The sequence below is a fragment of the Clostridia bacterium genome (genome assembly GCA_017554615.1).
Lineage (GTDB): Bacteria > Bacillota > Clostridia > UMGS1840 > HGM11507 > SIG450.
Genome location: JAFZHY010000002.1, coordinates 60,028 through 78,779 on the forward strand (window position 1 = coordinate 60,028; position 18,752 = coordinate 78,779).

15 protein-coding genes and 1 pseudogene are annotated in these 18,752 nt (G+C 32.8%); 3 read left to right on the plus strand and 13 right to left on the minus strand.

The window, feature by feature from the left end:
* Positions 1 to 13: 13 nt before the first annotated feature.
* From IKZ35_00360 to guaB, 4 genes are all read right to left on the minus strand, one after another.
* Entirely contained in the window at positions 14 to 805 is a 792-nt protein-coding gene (locus tag IKZ35_00360; GenBank protein MBR4892418.1) for a hypothetical protein, read from the minus strand.
* A 44-nt stretch (positions 806 to 849) separates the two neighbouring features.
* Positions 850 to 1,845 carry an S-layer homology domain-containing protein gene (locus tag IKZ35_00365; protein ID MBR4892419.1) on the minus strand — a complete coding sequence of 332 codons (996 nt, stop codon included), beginning with the start codon at positions 1,843 to 1,845 and terminating at the stop codon, positions 850 to 852.
* A gap of 157 nt (positions 1,846 to 2,002) precedes the next feature.
* Positions 2,003 to 3,013 carry a type I glyceraldehyde-3-phosphate dehydrogenase gene (gene gap, locus IKZ35_00370; GenBank protein MBR4892420.1) on the minus strand — a complete coding sequence of 337 codons (1,011 nt, stop codon included), beginning with the start codon at positions 3,011 to 3,013 and terminating at the stop codon, positions 2,003 to 2,005.
* A 99-nt stretch (positions 3,014 to 3,112) separates the two neighbouring features.
* Positions 3,113 to 4,573, minus strand: coding sequence for an IMP dehydrogenase (gene guaB, locus IKZ35_00375; GenBank protein ID MBR4892421.1), 1,461 nt, complete (start codon positions 4,571 to 4,573; stop codon positions 3,113 to 3,115).
* 113 nt (positions 4,574 to 4,686) lie between these two features.
* Here guaB and dusB point away from each other — a divergent pair, with 113 nt between their 5' ends.
* Both dusB and spoIVB read left to right on the plus strand, forming a co-directional pair.
* Positions 4,687 to 5,655, plus strand: a complete 969-nt coding sequence (gene dusB, locus IKZ35_00380; protein ID MBR4892422.1) for a tRNA dihydrouridine synthase DusB — start codon at positions 4,687 to 4,689, stop codon at positions 5,653 to 5,655.
* Positions 5,656 to 5,799: 144 nt separating this feature from the next.
* Entirely contained in the window at positions 5,800 to 6,864 is a 1,065-nt protein-coding gene (spoIVB, locus tag IKZ35_00385; protein ID MBR4892423.1) for a SpoIVB peptidase, read from the plus strand.
* Between the two features lie 33 nt (positions 6,865 to 6,897).
* Here the strand turns inward: spoIVB and radC are convergent, their stop codons facing one another.
* The 4 genes from radC to IKZ35_00405 form a co-directional block, all read right to left on the minus strand.
* Entirely contained in the window at positions 6,898 to 7,578 is a 681-nt protein-coding gene (gene radC, locus IKZ35_00390; protein MBR4892424.1) for a DNA repair protein RadC, read from the minus strand.
* Positions 7,579 to 7,688: 110 nt separating this feature from the next.
* Complete coding sequence (locus IKZ35_00395) at positions 7,689 to 7,832, minus strand: FeoB-associated Cys-rich membrane protein (protein MBR4892425.1); 144 nt, start codon at positions 7,830 to 7,832, stop codon at positions 7,689 to 7,691.
* 17 nt (positions 7,833 to 7,849) lie between these two features.
* Entirely contained in the window at positions 7,850 to 9,805 is a 1,956-nt protein-coding gene (locus IKZ35_00400; GenBank protein MBR4892426.1) for a ferrous iron transporter B, read from the minus strand.
* Positions 9,806 to 9,863: 58 nt separating this feature from the next.
* A complete protein-coding gene (locus tag IKZ35_00405) occupies positions 9,864 to 10,076 on the minus strand; it encodes a ferrous iron transport protein A (GenBank protein ID MBR4892427.1) in 213 nt (70 codons plus the stop codon).
* A gap of 186 nt (positions 10,077 to 10,262) precedes the next feature.
* On the opposite strand from IKZ35_00405, the gene IKZ35_00410 reads away from it, so the two are divergent.
* On the plus strand, positions 10,263 to 10,625 hold the full coding sequence (locus IKZ35_00410) for a metal-dependent transcriptional regulator (protein MBR4892428.1): 363 nt from the start codon (positions 10,263 to 10,265) through the stop codon (positions 10,623 to 10,625).
* Between the two features lie 338 nt (positions 10,626 to 10,963).
* On the opposite strand, the gene IKZ35_00415 is transcribed toward IKZ35_00410, so the two are convergent.
* From IKZ35_00415 to guaA, 5 genes and pseudogenes are all read right to left on the minus strand, one after another.
* Positions 10,964 to 11,560: a Fic family protein gene (locus IKZ35_00415; GenBank protein ID MBR4892429.1), complete on the minus strand. Its 597-nt coding sequence runs from the start codon at positions 11,558 to 11,560 to the stop codon at positions 10,964 to 10,966.
* 200 nt (positions 11,561 to 11,760) lie between these two features.
* Positions 11,761 to 11,934 (minus strand): annotated as a pseudogene (locus IKZ35_00420) (DNA-binding protein).
* Positions 11,935 to 12,250: 316 nt separating this feature from the next.
* Positions 12,251 to 16,600: a leucine-rich repeat protein gene (locus IKZ35_00425; protein MBR4892430.1), complete on the minus strand. Its 4,350-nt coding sequence runs from the start codon at positions 16,598 to 16,600 to the stop codon at positions 12,251 to 12,253.
* Positions 16,601 to 16,610: 10 nt separating this feature from the next.
* On the minus strand, positions 16,611 to 17,324 hold the full coding sequence (locus tag IKZ35_00430; GenBank protein MBR4892431.1) for a hypothetical protein: 714 nt from the start codon (positions 17,322 to 17,324) through the stop codon (positions 16,611 to 16,613).
* 385 nt (positions 17,325 to 17,709) lie between these two features.
* Positions 17,710 to 18,690, minus strand: a complete 981-nt coding sequence (gene guaA, locus IKZ35_00435; protein ID MBR4892432.1) for a glutamine-hydrolyzing GMP synthase — start codon at positions 18,688 to 18,690, stop codon at positions 17,710 to 17,712.
* Between the last annotated feature and the right edge of the window lie 62 nt (positions 18,691 to 18,752).

Genomic DNA, 18,752 nt, shown 5'->3' on the forward strand with positions numbered 1-18,752 from the left:
CTTATATTAGTTGTTAATTAAATATAACCTTAAGCATTTCGCCGTTATTTACTATCTGTTCATTATAAAGGAACAATATATCTGCCGAGCCTATTTCAACATATCTTTCTATAAGCGAACTTGCAACATATCTTAAGTCTATAAGCACAATTTCACTGTAACTTTCAATAAGAAGCGGTGCAAGAGTGCAACTGTAAGAATCGTTAAATATTATAAGTCTTTTTCCTTCATTGTTATTCTCATTTTTTATTATACTTATAGGCGAAGGCCCTGAAAGGAATAAATCATACGGAGATTTTGATGAAAGTTTATCTAAATTATAAACTTTATCATATGCATCTCCCATAATATTTGTAACCTTGGCATTATCGGTAAAAGAGTTTGTTAAGTAATAAATTTCTTCTCCCGAAATATCATAAACTTTATCCTTATGCTGACCTATGAAATTATCCACCTTATTATAAGTATTTTTGGATATGTCAATATTAAAACCAAGGTTTTCCCCTAATCTTTTTATAAGTTTATCCGTTTTATCCTGCTTAAAATGAGGGTCGGTAACATAATAGTCTGTAAGAGTAAGAGTGTCAAAAATATCAATATATGTTGCACTCTTAATATTCTCATTTAGAATTTTATGCATTAAATCATAGTCAAAAGGGTTTTTAAGTTCATCATTTATAAAATAACTTTTACTTGGAATTACTGAATAAAAAACTCTGTTATTGCTATAATCTGATGCCATATATTCAATTTTTTTCGCAGTTGTTTCAACGCCTGATGTGCGGATAGAGTCAATATAATCCATATAATATCCTTTATGAGATATTATATCATGCTCATCAGGCTCTATTAGTTTTTTCTTTCTACTTGGGTGTTTTTAAAACTTTCTTCAAATTCTTTTGGTGCAATCTGGTCGATTATTAAAAGAATGATGTTACCTTTATTTAAAACTATAACTTCATCTCTTTCAACGCCTACACATATCCATTTTCTTGGGTCTACTTTTTCTTTTATTTCTGCCATTGTTTTTTGAACATCTGTGCCCTCTTTTACTTTTACAAGGCAGATAGAGTGAGCAATACTTCCCATCATAGGTTCACTTGCTATTGCTTCTTCAAATTCCATATTTTCAATACCAAGATAATATGCACTTGTTTCGCTTGTTATATCCATTATCATTGTATTAGGAAGAGGTTGTTTTACTCCGTCATAAATTCTGTTCATTATACCTTGTAAAGAATAAGGGTCTTTAACTATACCAAAACCGTCTAAAATTTTAATACATTCTGCTCTTGTAATATTATTTAAAGGTTTTATTGTGTTATCTTCATAACCTGTAACACAACCGGATTCAACAAGACCTGCAACATATTCTTTTGCGTAATCCGCTATATCCTGATAGTCATTAAAACCTTTTATAGCATCGTCATTTTCAGAGTAGTAATAAAATGCTCTTCCTGCCATTGTCATAACTTCCTGTCTTGTAATAAGACTGTCAGGGTTAAATTTATCACTTGGTGCTATAACTGAAAGCGCATGAAGTTTTTTAACATTTTCAAAGAACCAATCGTTTTCATTAACATCGGTATATGGAAATTCAGGATATTCTGCAACATTTATATCAATTACTGATGCTAAAACTGTTGCAAATTCTGCTCTTGTCATATTATTTGACGGTTTAAAACTTCCGTCGGTGTAACCTTTGATTTTACCCGCTTCTATCCATTTTTCAATAATACTTTGCGCCCAATGGCCCGAAATATCACTTGCAGCATATGTAGACATACCCGCAAACATTGATAAGATAAGGGTTATTGCCAATAATAATGATAGTTTTCTTTTCATAGTTTGTCTCCTTAAATGTATTTATTTTTTTACTATATACTAATTAGACTTAAAATGCCGATTAAAAGTTCCCACAATATTATTTTTATACATAAAAATCAGTGTTCTTTGACAAACACTGATTTTTATTTTATGCATTAAGTTTAATTTAAGTTAATTATTTGTTGTCTACGCTGTATGCATATGCGATAAGGTCAACAACTTTGTTTGAGTAACCCCATTCATTGTCATACCAAGAAACTAATTTAACAAAATTGTCTGTTAAAGCGATACCTGCTTTTACATCAAAGATAGATGTGTGAGCATCGTGGATAAAGTCGCTTGAAACAACCTGATCTTCTGTGTAAGAAAGAATACCTTTTAATTCACCGTCAGCAGCTTCTTTGATAGCAGCAACGATTTCATCATAAGTAGCAGATTTTTCAAGTCTGCAAGTTAAGTCAACAACAGAAACGTCAGCTGTTGGAACTCTGAAAGCCATACCTGTTAATTTACCGTTAAGTTCAGGGATAACTTTACCAACTGCTTTAGCAGCACCTGTTGAAGAAGGAATGATATTGAAAGCAGCACCTCTACCGCCTCTCCAGTCTTTCTTAGAAGGACCGTCAACAGTTTTCTGTGTAGCTGTTGTAGCGTGAACAGTTGTCATTAAACCTTCGATTAGACCGAATTTATCGTTAACAACTTTTGCTAAAGGAGCTAAACAGTTAGTTGTACAAGAAGCATTAGAAATAACTGTCATAGAAGAATCATACTTATCATTGTTAACACCCATAACAAACATTGGAGCGTCTGCTGATGGAGCAGTGATAACAACTTTTTTAGCACCTGCTTTGATGTGAGCAGAAGCTTTATCTGTTGTAGTGAATACACCTGTTGCTTCAGCAACGAAATCTACACCACATGTTCCCCAAGGAATTTCTTCAGGATTCATAGATGCGAATACGCTGATTTCTTTACCGTTAACAACTAATTTGTCGCCTTTGATTGAAACTTCACCATTGAAACGACCATGAACAGTATCATATTTTAACATATATACCATATAGTCTAAATCGATAAATGGATCGTTGATAGCAACTACATCTACTTTCTGGTTTTCCATAGCCGCTCTGAAAACTAAACGACCAATTCTACCAAAACCGTTAATACCTACTTTTGCGCTCATAATTTTGAACCTCCGTTTATATAAATAATTTTTTTACCAAAATATATTTTACTATATTTCTTTTTATAATGCAATAGTTTTTTTAATTATCACTTAGTATTAGTCAATACTTATAGAATAGTTTGGTGCTTCTTTTGTAATGGAAATATCGTGAGGGTGGCTTTCTTTAAGACCTGCCCCTGTAATCTTAACGAATTTTCCGTTTTCTTTTAATGCTTCTATATCAGCAGTTCCGCAGTAACCCATACCTGATCTTAAACCACCCATAAGTTGATAGATAGTTTCGCTGAGCATTCCTTTATAAGGAACTCTTCCTTCAACGCCTTCAGGAACGAACTTCTTGCTGTTCTGCTGGAAGTATCTGTCTTTACTGCCGGCAGCCATTGCTGATAATGAACCCATACCTCTGTATACTTTAAACTGTCTTCCCTGGAATATTTCTGTCTGACCAGGACTTTCTTCACAACCTGCAAACAGGCTTCCTATCATAACAACATCTGCACCTGCAGCGATTGCTTTAGGAATATCGCCTGAGAATTTAATACCACCGTCAGCAATAACTTTAACGCCTGTGCCTTTTGCAGCCTCTGCTACATCCATAATTGCTGTAAGCTGAGGAACACCAATACCTGCAACAACACGGGTTGTACAAATTGAACCAGGACCGATACCAACCTTAATTGCATCTGCCCCTGCTTTTATTAAATCTATTGCAGCTTCTTTTGTTGCAATATTACCTGCAATAAGCTGAAGTTCAGGGAACTTTTCCTTAACTTTTTTAATTGTGTTCATAATATTTGCAGAGTGTCCGTGAGCAGAGTCTAAAACTACAACGTCAACCCCTGCTTTATATAATGCTTCAGTTCTTTCCAATACGTCATTTGTAACGCCGATTGCAGCACCTACTAAAAGTCTGCCTTTTTCGTCTCTTGCAGAGTTAGGATACTGAACTGCTTTTTCTATATCTTTAATTGTGATAAGACCTTTAAGATAACCTTCACTGTCAACAATAGGAAGTTTTTCAACTTTGTAAGATGCAAGAATTTCTTTTGCTCTTTCTAAAGTTGTGCCTTCAGGTGCAGTAATAATGTTTTCGCTTGTCATAAACTCTTTAATCGGTTTTGAATAGTCAGTAACAAATCTTAAATCTCTGTTTGTTAAAATACCAACTAACTTACCGTCAACAGTAATAGGCACACCTGAAATTTTATATTTACCCATTAAATTGTCAGCATCTTTAATAGTATGTTCAGGAGATAGGAAAAACGGGTCTGTAATAACACCGTGTTCAGACCTTTTAACCTTATCAACCTCATGAGCCTGGTCCTCTATCGGCATATTCTTATGAATTATACCTATACCTCCCTCTCTTGCAATAGCGATTGCAAGGCGTGATTCGGTAACTGTATCCATAGCAGCGCTCATAAGAGGAATGTTAAGTTTTATTTTTTTAGTTAAATATGTTGATAAGTCTACCTGATTAGGTAAAACATCGCTTTTCTGAGGCGAAAGCAATACGTCATCAAAAGTTAGACATTCTCTGATTTCATACTTTGACATTTTTTAGTCCTCCGTTTTTTTACACTTTCTTCTTAGTATAATAAAAATGACAAAATTAGTCAAGTACATTGATTATTTTTTTATAATAAGATATAATATATATGGTGATTTTAATGAAATTTGTTAATTTTGACATAAAAAACAGGATATTTTTAGCTCCAATGGCAGGAATTACCGACCTTTCGGTAAGAACTGTTGCAAGGGACTGGGGGGCTTCTTTTTGCTATTCTGAAATGATTAGTGCAAAAGGTCTTTATTTTAAGGATAAAAAAACCAAAGAACTTCTCCTTACAAATGATTACGATTCTCCCTTAGCAGTCCAGATATTCGGAAACGACCCTTACATTATGAGCGAGGGAGTTAAAGTAATTGCCGATATGGGCTTTAAAATGATAGATATAAATGCAGGTTGCCCTGCCCCTAAAATCGTAAATAACAACGAGGGATCTGCACTTATGAAAAACCCGAAACTGCTTGGGGAAATTGTAGAAGCCTGTGTTAAGGCATCAGATTTACCTGTTTCGGTTAAAATAAGAACAGGGTTTACCTCTTCGACCATCAATGCAGTAGAATGTGCTAAAATCATTGAGGATGCAGGGGCAAAAGCAATAGCGGTTCACGGTAAAACAAGGGAGCAGTTTTATTCAGGAGATGCCGATTACTCAGTTATAAGAAATGTTAAAGAAAATGTTAAAATTCCCGTTATAGGAAACGGAGAAGTGCATACTCCAAAAGACTGCGAAAAACTGTTTAAAGAAAGTTTATGCGATTTTGTTTTAATTGGCAGAGGAATGCTTGGAAACCCATTTATTTTTTCACAGATTAACGACTATTTTGAAAAAGGAAGTTACATTAAAGATTATGGCATAAATACCAAAATGGACACTTTAATCAAACAAACAGAACTTACCGTTAAATACAAAGGAGAGCACCGTGCAATTTTGGAGGCAAGAAAGCACATAGCGTGGTATTTAAAAGGCGTTAAAAATTCCAAAACTTTCAGGCTTATGGCAAACACGGTAAATTCTATAGAAGATGTTTACAATCTTGTTAAAAAGGTAAAAGAAACTTATACACTTTAATTTTATAATTACAAATTTTGATATTTTTTAAAAACCCTTATATATTCACAAAGTAATTTAATAGAAGAATAGCAAATTTAATTTAAGGTAAATTTAATAACATCAGATAAAATTCATACTTTCATAAGAAAGGATAATGAAATTATGAAAAAAAGAAAGTTGTTATTATTCTTTACCTTATTTTCTTTTTTATTTATATTTTTTTCATCATATAAATTTAATGAAAAAAATTATGAAAACTTAAATTATAATCTTGTAAAAACCAACAGTCCTAAAAATGAAGAAATTTTTGTTTATCCGTCAGGTGAAAGTTGCGGAATTAAAATTCTTTCAGACGGAATTTTAGTAATATCGGTTACGGACATAAACGATATTCCCTCACCTAGCAAAAAAGCAGGAATAATGCCTGGCGATTTTGTTAAAAAAATAAACGGAGTTCCTCTTAAAGATGCAGATGATTTTATAAAAACGGTTAAAGAAACAAATGGCGAATTTACACTTGAATATGAAAGAAATTCTGTTGTAAAAAGTTGCACAATAAAGCCTGTTAAAATAAACGGAGAAAATATTTTGGGTATGTGGGTAAGAGACAGTATTGCAGGGATAGGAACTCTTACTTTTTACTCTAAAGACAAATCTTATTTTGCAGCGCTTGGACATTCTATTGCCGATTTAGATACTGGAGAAACAATGCCTGTAAAAAACGGAGAACTGGTATATTCAAAGATTATATCCTGTAAAAAAGGAGAAGCAGGAAACCCCGGAGGGCTTTCAGGAATATTTTTAGATGACAGCAAGGTTATAGGAAATATTTACGATAACTCCGATTTTGGCTTATACGGAAAAACTGCAAATTGCGATTTTCTTCCCCCGCAGGACCTTATTCCGATAGGATATAAAAGTGAGGTTCATACAGGAGAGGCAGAAATTATATCTACCATTGATGGAAATAACCCTGAAAGGTTTAAAATTGAGATAGTAAAAATCAACAAGCAGAATAACCCTGATGTAAAGGGAATGTTGATTAAAGTTACTGACAAAAAATTACTCGAAAAAACAGGTGGAATAATTCAGGGAATGAGCGGCAGCCCCATTATACAAAACGGAAAGTTAATTGGCGCTGTTACCCATGTGTTAGTTAACGACCCCACAAGAGGTTACGGGATATTTATTGAGAATATGTTAGCGAAAGCGGAGAAAATCAAATAAAATTAAAAAACCCTTGAATTTTTCAAGGGTTTTTTATAATAGATTAAGTTTTGCAAAACTATTATATTCATTATCTGAAACAATAATATGGTCGAAAAGTTCCACTCCCACTACATTTAAAGAATCTTTTATTTCTCTTGTTATGGATATATCTTCTGTGGATGGAATTGTTGTGCCGCCAGGATGATTATGGGCAATTATTACTTTAACTGCATTATTTCTTATTGCCATTCTTGCTATATGCCTTGGATAAACAACAATTTCATCAGATGCACCCTCTGATACTTTCTCGCAACTTATAACCTTATTCTGCGAATTTAAGCATATAACAAAGAAAGATTCGTAAATTCTTGCATAAAACAGGTTAAGGCAATATTCCCCTGCTTCATTTGTGGAATTTATATAACTTTTCTTAAAGATTCTATCTGATTCATATTTTCTTTTAACCTGCGAAAACATATTAAGATAAACTGCTGTCCCCTTACCTATTCCGTCAATAGTGATAAGTTCTTTTGCAGGTGCTTCAAACACACCTGAAAGATTACCGAATTTATTTAACAGTTTATGAGCAAGTTCGTTAGTATCTTTTCTCGGAATGGCATAAAACAGAATAAGTTCTAAAACTTCGTGGTCTCTAAGACCGTCAATTCCCTCGTTTAAATATCTGTCTCTTAACCTTTCACGATGCTTATCATGTACATTTTCTTTCTTCATAAAAAAATCTTACCTTTTTGTTTTCTTTATTTAATTGTAGCATAAAATTTAAAAATCTTCAAGATTAAACTTACCCTGCTAATAAAATATTAACAGGGTAAGATAAATTCTTATAAACATTTTTCTTCTTTATTACAGGTTTTACTGTACGGACAGCCTATACATTTGGCACCGTTTTTCTTTGATTTATAAATATAATATAATGCCAGACCTATAATACATATTAAAATTAAAAATACTAAAATTTCTTTCATTAAAAATCAAACTTTCTTTATATTTTCTTTGGCTTTACAATAAAATATGTGATAACTAAAATCATAGCCGAAACTAATATAAGCCCCGGTATAAAAGCAGTTCCGAGTGAACCTGTTTCAAGTAATGTTCCCACCTGATATACTAAAAAGGCAACTATGTATCCTACCGAAAACTGAAAACCAATTCCCCCTAGTAACCATTTAGCACTCTTCATTTCTGAATTCATAGCGCCGATAGCAGCAAAGCAAGGAGGAGTAAACAGGTTAAACATAAGCGCCGCAAGGGCTGCTGCCTTAGTTAGAGCAAATATACCTGCAACCTCTGTTGACCCGCTTGTTAAAATAAGTTGGTCGGTATCTATAAAGTTTGTTACACCGTAGCATACTGCCAGTGTTCCAACCACATTTTCCTTTGCAATAAAGCCTGTGATTGCGGCTGCTGCCATTTGCCATACTCCAAAGCCCAAAGGAATAAGAAGAAATGCAAAAGGTGTTGCTAAAGACGCTAAAATGGATGTATGTGCCATTCCCTCTTCAACTATTTCAAAATTCCAGTTAAATGTCTGCATAATGTGAACTAATGTGTTACACACAAGAATAATAGTTCCTGCTTTTACTATGTACGACCAGCCACGAGAACACATAGATAAAAATGCTCTTTTTATACTTGGCATTTTATATTCAGGAAGTTCCATAATAAAGAATGACCTTTTGGAACTGTTACCTGTTATTTTATTTATAATAAGTGCGCCTATAAAGATAATAACAATTCCTGCAAAATACATAAGTGTTCCAACCCATGATGCATCGTTAAAGAACACCCCTGCAAACAAGGCGATAACAGGCAGTTTTGCTCCGCATGGCATAAAAGGCGCAAGCATTGCAGTCGCTCTTCTTTCCCTCTCGTTACGAATTGTTCTACACGCCATAACCCCAGGGATAGCACATCCTGTTCCTATAACAAAAGGAATAACTGATTTACCTGATAAGCCAACTTTTTTAAATATAGGGTCTAACACTACTGATACTCTTGCCATATAACCGCAGTCTTCCAATAGTGCAATCATAAAATACATTACCATAACCAATGGTAAAAAGCCTATAACTGCTCCTACACCACCGATTATACCTTCAACAGTTATCGAATATAAAAGAGGATTTATTCCGTCAAGATTTGCTCCTACCCACTCTTTAAAACTTTCTATAAAACCTACTAAAATATCTGCAATCATTGGCCCTAATGATGACTGAGAAATATCAAACACCAAAAACATAATAACTGCAAAAATAGGAATTCCAAGCCATCTGTTAGTTAGCACTCTGTCAATTTTATCCTGAGCATTTTTCTGATTTGTAAATACTTTTCTTTTTTCTACTGATTTTACTATTCTATTTACAAAATCAAACCTTCTTTTATCCCATTTAACAACCTCTTCTTTGTCGGTTAAATCAACATCATAAGTAAATGGTGCAACCTGTTTTTTCCCTGCCATTTTAACTGCATATTTTATTACCTCATAAAGCCCCTCAGAAGAGGTGGACACAGTTTCAACAACAGGGCATCCTAATTTAGAAGACAGTTTTTCTATATCTATTTTAGTTTCCTTTTTTTCGTTTATATCAGTTTTATTAAGCGCCACAACAACAGGAATTGAAAGTTCTAAAAGTTGGGTTGTGAAAAATAAACTTCTGCTTAAATTTGTACTGTCTACTATATTTATAATAACATCTATATTTTCATTCTTTATATATGAACTTGTAATACTTTCCTCAGATGTAAATGGAGACATTGAATATGCTCCAGGAAGGTCAACTATAACTACTTCTTTATCACAAAATTCTTTTTTAAGTAAACTTTCTTTTTGCTCAACCGTAACCCCTGCCCAGTTGCCCACTTTTTCGTTTCTGCCTGTCAAAGCATTATACATTGTGGTTTTACCACTGTTGGGATTTCCTGCCAATGCTATTTTCATTTTCTTCCTCCTTTATCAGTTAGCCTCTGCTAACTGTGCCCCAAAAAATTTAACCCTACTATATAATTATGGCTTGTGCCAACTCATTATCAATATTATATCTTGCATCTTTGATTGATACCGTGCATCCCCCTTTTAATTTAGAGATAACAGTAATAGGTTCGCCACTGTAACACCCCAAAGAAAACAAAAATGAGTCCATCTCTTCATCAAAAGTTACTATATCTTTTATAATATATTCTTTGCCCTCTATGGCATCTTTTAGATTCATATAAATCACCGAAACTTTCAATAATATTCGCGAGTTAGCCTCTGCTAACTGCTTCCCGAAAAAAGAATTAGCCATTGCTAACTTCTATATATTACCATATATTTTTTTTCCTGTCAATGACTTTTTGCATTTTTCTTGAAATTTAATTTATGGTATGATATATTACATATAAAGGGAGGGAGAAATATGCAATTACAAGAATCTGCTGAAATGTATTTAGAAACAATATATCTATTATCAAAGAAAAAAAATATTGTAAGAAGTATTGATGTGGCAGAATATATGAATTATTCCAAACCAAGCGTAAGCAGAGCCATAGGGCTTTTAAAAAATGGTGGATATATACTTATGGATAAAGACGGTTCTCTCACTCTTACCGAAAAAGGAAATGAAACTGCAAATAAAATTTTTGAAAGGCATACAATACTTTCAAAACTTCTTATTAAAATCGGAGTTTTACCTGATGTGGCAACAAAAGAAGCATGTAAAATAGAGCATGTTATAAGCGATGACACTTTGAAGAAAATAAAAGAATTTTTAGAAAAATAGTATAGTGCAGTAGTACTCGAACACCATATGGTTTTAAAATATAAATTATGCTTCATATTGCAGAAATCTCTTCAGATATACGAAAGTATTATCCTTGATATTTCTTTATCTGAAACAAAATTTCTTGTTTTAAAACTCTTCAACCTTAAACACAGGAAAATTTTCAAGATTTTTAATGCGAAGGACGAAGTCAGGCTGACGCCTTACGAGGACGACAAATTAAAAAGATTGGAATTTAACAAGTTTAAGGCATATTGTGTTAGAGTACTACTGCACTAAATGGCTTGAACAAAATTGTTCAAGCCATTTGTCGTTTTTAATTAAAATCAGAATTAAAACTAATTTACACATTTTTGAAGTGTTCTTATCAACACCTTATAGTTATCAACTGACAATATTGATGCTTCCAAGAGTTCTTCTTTATCTGCATTTCCCCAATTCAGGTCATATCCCAAACGTTTTGCCATAAGGCGGATAAATTCTCGAATGGCACGACCATTGCCTTCTCTAAAAGGGTGGATAATGTTGAGTTCCACCATTACATATGCCAAATTATCAAAAACCTTTTCTTCGTCAATTTCCTTAAGCATATTTTTCTCTTTTATTTTAGAAAACACCTTATCAAGTTCTCTATCAATCAAATTCGGCGGATAAATCATAGTATCCGCTTTACTTATTTGCTCTTGTCTGATTTTTCCGGCAAACGAATACATATCTTCAAAAATAAACTTGTGTATATTCATAAGATGTGCTTTTGAAAAATTCCCCTTAATTGGATTTTTCAAAAGTTCCATTTGCTTAATAAGTGTAATTTCTTCTTCAGCAGTTTTGAGAAGTTCGTTATCTCTTATATTTAATTTATTTCTCAATACATTACTATTGGGATAACAATAGATAGATTGTGTAGTTGTATAAACATCATATTTTGAAAACATTTTTACACCCTCTCTCTATATTTAAGTTTCAATTCTTCGATTACATCAATATATCTTACTTTACCACTGTCAATTCTTTTGAGATTTTCAATGCTTTCCTCACTAACCGTCATACTTTCAACAGCAAAAGTTCCTTTTAGATTTTTTAAATTACTTTCAAAATCTTTAGATGCCATATCTACTTTGTTTCTCCAATCTTTGTATTTACCTGATTTAATTCTCGCATCTTTGGGTTTCTTCACATCTTTTGGTAAAAGCCAAACACCTGCAATTTTCTTTGCCCCAGCAATTCTTCCCTCGTTACACAAAACAGTAATTCTTCTTACAGAAATTCCCCAAGCAGAACTTGCTTCTTTTATTGTTAGTATATCCATTTTAACACCTCATTTACAATATTATATACCACAAATAGAACGATGTCAATACAATCAATATTTTATGATAGATTTGATTACAATATTTTTTCAATATATAACGATAATATATGTAATACAAAAAAGCAGACAGTCAAAACAACTGTCTGCAAAAATTAAAATTTATTTAATTGTTATTATTCCCACTCTAACTTGACTTGCATTTCTATGGTGTTATAGGGTACTTTTGTCGTTATTTCAAGCCCTTTTTTGTTACCATTTCCCTATATTCCCACCATTCCACAAGGAAAGTGTTGTCAAAAGTGTTGTCAGAAAATTATTGGATATTTTCAACCCCGCATATAGGTTTTAAGTTTGTTATATCATCCCAAATCATAACCTTTGCTTTTGTATAAGTCTTAGTCGTTGTAAAAGGAACTATTTCGCCTGTATATACTGCACTCTGCGTTTCAACAAATTGTTCTCCGTTGTATAATGCAAGAATTACATTTTTACCATTTTCAACATTGATTGGTGTAATGGTAAATGATTTCTTATCTTCTGATACTTCTGTTTTTGTTCCTTCAAATTTGATAACTTCAATGGTGTAAACACTATTGGTCATATCAGTTACATTTTCTCTGTTTAAGGTGATTGTGGTTACCGTATCATTAAGGTCAAAATCTTTAGGACGACCAGATACCCAAACGCTACTTCCGTTAGGTCTTAAAACTCCACCGCCAGAGAATGTAGGAGTTAAAGAAATTGAAGTTGCATTTTCTTTAACATAGACTGTATATTTTCTGACATCAGGATTAAACTCGGTCAAAACAACACCCCTACCAAAATCAAGGCTGTTGATTTTAGCATAAGCAATTACATTTACTGTCTTTGTTGCAAAAACTTCACTTCCGTCTTTTGCTGTTGCAGTAATAATAACTGTTCCGTTCTTAACAGGGATTACTGTTCCGTCTTGTGTGATAGTTGCAATAGTTTCATCATCCACAGACCATACGACTGACTTATCTGTTGTGTAGTCAGGAGAAACAACAGCATTAAACTGTTCTGTTGCATCAATTTCATCTTTTCCAATGATTTCAATGCTTTCTGCTAATTTTGGAAGAATTGTAAGTGTGTGATTTTTAATGTCTGTAATACCAAAGGTATCATCACCTATAAGCATTACATTTTCTATTGAAATCTCACACGCTCCAAGAGTTGCATCTGTATTAACATCAAATTCAATTTCAAAAGGAATGTAGTTTGTGTTTATTTTAGCAAAATTACCTTCATAGTCAAAAACACAGGTAATATCTGCATATTTATAGTCACCAACTACTTTTTCAGAATCTTTGTTAGCTTCTTTAAAATCAATACCTTTAATGTTCTTAAAGTTTAAATATTTAGGATATTTAACAGTTGCAATAAAATATGTTGCATTCTTATCTGTTGCAAAAATAGCCTTTTGAGTGATTGTATCACCAGGCATTGCAGAAACTGTACCTTGCATCTCAACTTTATTTAAATGCGTTGCTTCAAAGTAAGGAAACACAGTTAAATTTCCAGCAATATTATATACCTTTAAACTTTCACCTTTTTCGTTGGTTATTTGTTGACCTTTTCCATCTTTTTGAGTGAAGTAACCTATAAAATTATAGCCATTCTTATTTTGTACCGCAATATTGTAATTATCATTATATGTTACTGTTATTGTATTTGAAAGACCATCAGCAGTAATTGTATAGTTATTATACCTATAAACCGCTGTAAAGGTTATATCATCTGTTAATGTTATTCCCTCTGTAAAATTTTCCCAGTAATCAAACAAATAATATTCTGTTTTATCAGATATTTCAGGTGCTATTATTTGTGTGCCATAGTCAACCTTTTCTTCCTTTAAAACGCTTCCATCTTCATCAAGGAATTTATAAGTATATTGGTTTGTTATTATTTCATAATTTACATTGAAGGTTGCATCATCTGTTACTTGCATACCATCAGTATAACCATTCCAACCAAGAAATGTATATGTATATTGTTGAGTATTGGCTTTTGGAGTATATTCTGGAAGTACTATTGTTGTACCATAATCAACTGTTTCTTCCTTTATAACAACTCCATTTTCATCAACAAACTTGTATGTATATTGATTTATTGTTGCAGTATATGTTGCAGTAAATACCATTTCTTGATTTGTTTGTGTGACTCCTTCAGTATAGCCTTCCCATCCTACAAATGTATATGTATATTGCGGCGTTGCCTCTTTTTGTGGAGGGATAGGAGCTGTAATAATCTCCCCATAATTAACAGTAGATTCTTTTATAACATTACTATTTTCATCAACAAACTTATGTGTATATTGGTTAATATCATATACGATGTAAAGTTTAGTATTATTCGTTATAAGTGTAGCAAAATCAAATTCTTCCGTTAATTCAGAATCCGTGTATACTTTCGTAGAATAACCTGTTTTATTGGGCACACACGAAGATTCAAAAACAGAATTATAATTACACCTGTTAGAAAGTTTTATGCCATCATCAAAAAACAAATCTACATATTTAAAACAAATTATAGTAGCATCTCTTAACGGAGTATTATTAACATCAATATATACTTCTCCCCATTCTTCTGGAGAGCCGTTGAAATAAACAGTGGAGAGTTTTGTGCAACTGCCAAATGCCCCCATACTAATCGAAGTAACTTTTAGTGGCAATACTACACTTTCTAAGTTGCTACAACCACTAAAGATATAATAATCTATTCCTTGAACATTTCGCGGTATTGTTATATCTGTCAAATTGCTACAACCCGAAAATGCACCTATATCAATAGTTGTTAAATTTTCTGGTAAAGATACATTAGAAAGTGATTTGCATCCACTAAAAGCATAATAGCCTATAGTTTTTACACTTTTAGGAATATTTATATTTGTTAAATTAGTACAGCCTTTAAAAACCTCATAGCCAATTTCGGTTATACCTTCTGGTATAACTATACTCCTCAAGCTAGTACACCCCGAAAAAGCATTTTGTCCGATACTTCTTACACTACTAGGAAGAATCACACTTGTGATACTGTTACAATTAGCAAACATTTTGTTCCCTATACTTGTAACGGTATTGGGAATCTCTATTTCAGTTGCCACATTACCATCTATATAAAGATTGTTAGCCACAAAATTTTCATCACATTTTTTTATATCAATCCATGTTTCAATGTCTGCAATGTATAGATTTTCAACTTTACTATTGTAAAAAGCATTAGTTCCTATGGTTGTTATACTATCTGGCATAACCAATTTGCTAATATTTTTCCAATTATATAAAACATAATCTTTTATTGCAGTAGTACCTTCTGGAAATATTATTTCTTTGCCTTCTTCTACATAGATTTCTTCTGCATATGACATTGGGTTTGATAAAGTATTTCCAAAACTTATATTTAACCACGACTCTGTGTTTTTAATATAAACATTTTTAAGTCCACCACATTCACCAAAGGCATTTAAATTGATAGATGTTACACTTTCAGGAATAGTCACATCCGTCACTCCGCTTCCCCATAAAAATGCCTGAGGTAAATTTGTTACAGAATCACCAATTATTACGTGAAAACCATTGTCCGAACCAGCTCCAATAAATGGAGTATTGCTGTATCTACGATTGCCATAAATGTTAGTGAAATAATCATAGTCAACGCTACAACTAATTGCATTATAATACATAGTTTGTAATGCACAATTGTTAAAAGCATTTCTATAAATATATGTTACGCCTTGAGGTATATTAACTTCGGTCAATGAGATACAATCTTTAAATGCATTTTCACCAATTGTTGTGATGTTATCAGGAAGTAATATCTTTGTTATTGTAGCGCAGTTAGCAAATGAATTTGCTCCAATTTTTGTTACCGCAACTCCATTGATTGAATCGGGTATGATAACGTGGGTATCGGCACCGATGTATTTGGTGATTGTTCCGTTAGAAAACTCAAAATCATCTTCTGACGAACTTCCAAAAAACTTTGTTACAGTATTGGAAACACCTTCTTTTTTTCCACCAATAACATTTAATCTAAACCAGTATTTTACATTACTTTCAAGAGTATTAACTGTAGCTTTTGTTGTTACTGATGTTAATGGTTCTACTGTGGTCGCAGTATTCCAAATTGCACCATCAGTAGAGTATTCCAAAGTAACAGTCGTTGCATCTGTTGGTGCTGTGAAAGTAAAATCAATTCCAGTTCTAGTTACTGTAGCAGAAAAATCAGTTATTGGACCTTTTTCTATAATTGCTTCTATATTCGTTACTCTGAATCCATACTTTTGAACACTGTTATCAGAAGTTAACTTAATTTTTACAATATTTCCAGGAATGGTTATTGTTTGATTCGCGAGCGTTGTTCCATCATATTTACCTATTTGATTATCATTTCCATCAAATATGTAAATAAAATCATACCTTGTTTCTGTTTCGGTATCACTTGAAAAGGTAATTTCCAAGCTGTCTGCATCCGTCGGATGAGTATATATCCAAGTCGTATCCATATTGTTGGTATAATTGTGTGCAGATTGAAGTTCTGAAACTGTTGATACATTTAATGTTGCTGCAGATGCACTAATTGTACCAAAAACAATAATACTTATTGTAATTACTAGTAATGTTAATAAAAATCTTTTTTTCATTTTCTTCCCCCTAAAATTTCTCATCAGCATAATCTTCTGAATTGTACGCTATTGTATAGTTTTCCTTTAAATCTTCAAACATTCCATATATAGCTATTGCGAGTTTGTCAAATTGATATCTATATAAAACCGTCTTGTCTGCTTTTCTTTCCTTTATCCTAATTTGTTTACAAGCGTCAATTAGTTGAGTACATATATCCATTTCTCTTTTACGTTCGTCTTGAGTAATAAAGTCTTGATATTCACTAATTATCCCAAATACTTTTATAGTTTCTTCTTTAATGGATTTCACATCTTCCAAAAAGGCTTCTTGACCATCGCTATATTTTTCGGTGTAATATTCTGAAAATAAAATTTCACACCATTGCACAAATGTTTTTCTTTCTTCCTCCTCATCGCATTTTTCAACGACTTGATTGATACTAACAAGTACATCACTAGCAAGCCACTCGCATTTTTGTTTTAAAAGCATTTTACTACTTTCAACATACTTTTTCCAGTTTTCTCTTTGGCTACTTTGCATAGAACGTTCTATCAAAAACGAAACCAATACACCAGGTAACATTCCAAAAGCCATTATTTCAATAATTGTTTTTATACAATCTGGAATCTTATTTTCAATTTTAATACATCCATCAATAGTAATATGTGTAATGATAAACAATATAGATATTCCAAACAAAATAACATACAACAGATTATGGCTTATATGTTTCTTCTTCAAGCTAAAACTCCCTCTCATAAAAAATGCATCACCCATATTTCAGAGTGATGCACCAAAAACGCACACATCTCTGAATGATAGGTTGCTAGACACTAATCAATATACTTCCCAGAAAGCATTTTCAGAGTAGTACGCTTTTAACATAGCGTACACTTTCTGGAAAATAATATACTAACCCCAGTATATTGATTTTACAGTATCTAGCATAAATATTATAACACACAATTCCTAAAAAGTCAATTAAACGACCAATTTAACTGAAAAATTACACTTACCAAAAAAGTGATGTCAAAGTGTTGTCAAAATCAATTTTAAAACGGTCTTCAAAAATGTCAAAAGTGGCTTGAACACTATGGTTTCAAGCCACTTGTTATTTTTTATGAAATTATTCCCACTCTATTGTTCCTATTGGTTTTGGAGTAAGGTCTAAGCATACTCTGTTAATACCGTCTACTTCATTTGTGATACGGTCAGTAATTTTATGAAGAATATTATAAGGTATTTCTTCGATAGTTGCGCTCATGGCATCAACAGTATTCACTGCACGGATAATTGCAGCCCATCCTTCGTATCTTTTATCATTCTTAACGCCTACGCTTTTAAAATCAGGAACAGCGATAAAATACTGCCATACTTTTTTATTAAGACCGCATTTATCAAACTCTTCTCTTAAGATTGCATCTGCTTCTCTTAGGGCATGAAGTCTGTCGCGAGTGATTGCGCCAAGGCAACGAACGCCAAGACCAGGACCTGGGAATGGCTGTCTGTCAACCATTTCATCAGGAAGACCTAATGCTCTTCCCACTTCTCTTACTTCGTCTTTATATAAAAGTTTAACAGGCTCAACAAGGTCTAACTTCATATCTTCAGGAAGACCACCAACGTTATGATGCGCTTTTACTCCGTCACTTTCTAAAATATCAGGATAAATTGTACCCTGTGCAAGGAAATCAACATCGGTTAGTTTTCTTGCTTCTTCTTCAAACACAACTATAAATTCAGCACCGATAATTTTTCTTTTCTTTTCAGGCTCTGAAACTCCTGCAAGTTTATCTAAGAAACGGTCTGTTGCATCTATATAAATAAGATTTGCATCAAGTTTATTTTTAAATACTTCTATAACCTGTTCGCTTTCGCCTTTTCTCATAAGACCATGGTTAACATGAACGCAAACAAGTTGTTTGCCTATTGCTTTAATAAGAAGTGCTGCAACAACGGAGGAATCTACGCCACCGGACAGTGCAAGAAGAACCTTTTTATCTTTAACCTGTTCTCTTACTGCTTTAACCTGTTCATCAATAAATTTATCTGCTAATTCTTTTGTAGTAATACGTGCCATTGTATCCGGTCTTTTGTTTGAGTCCATAAATATCCTCCTAAATTTTTACATTTTTCTTTCTTTTAATTTTAACACATTGTTTTTTCATT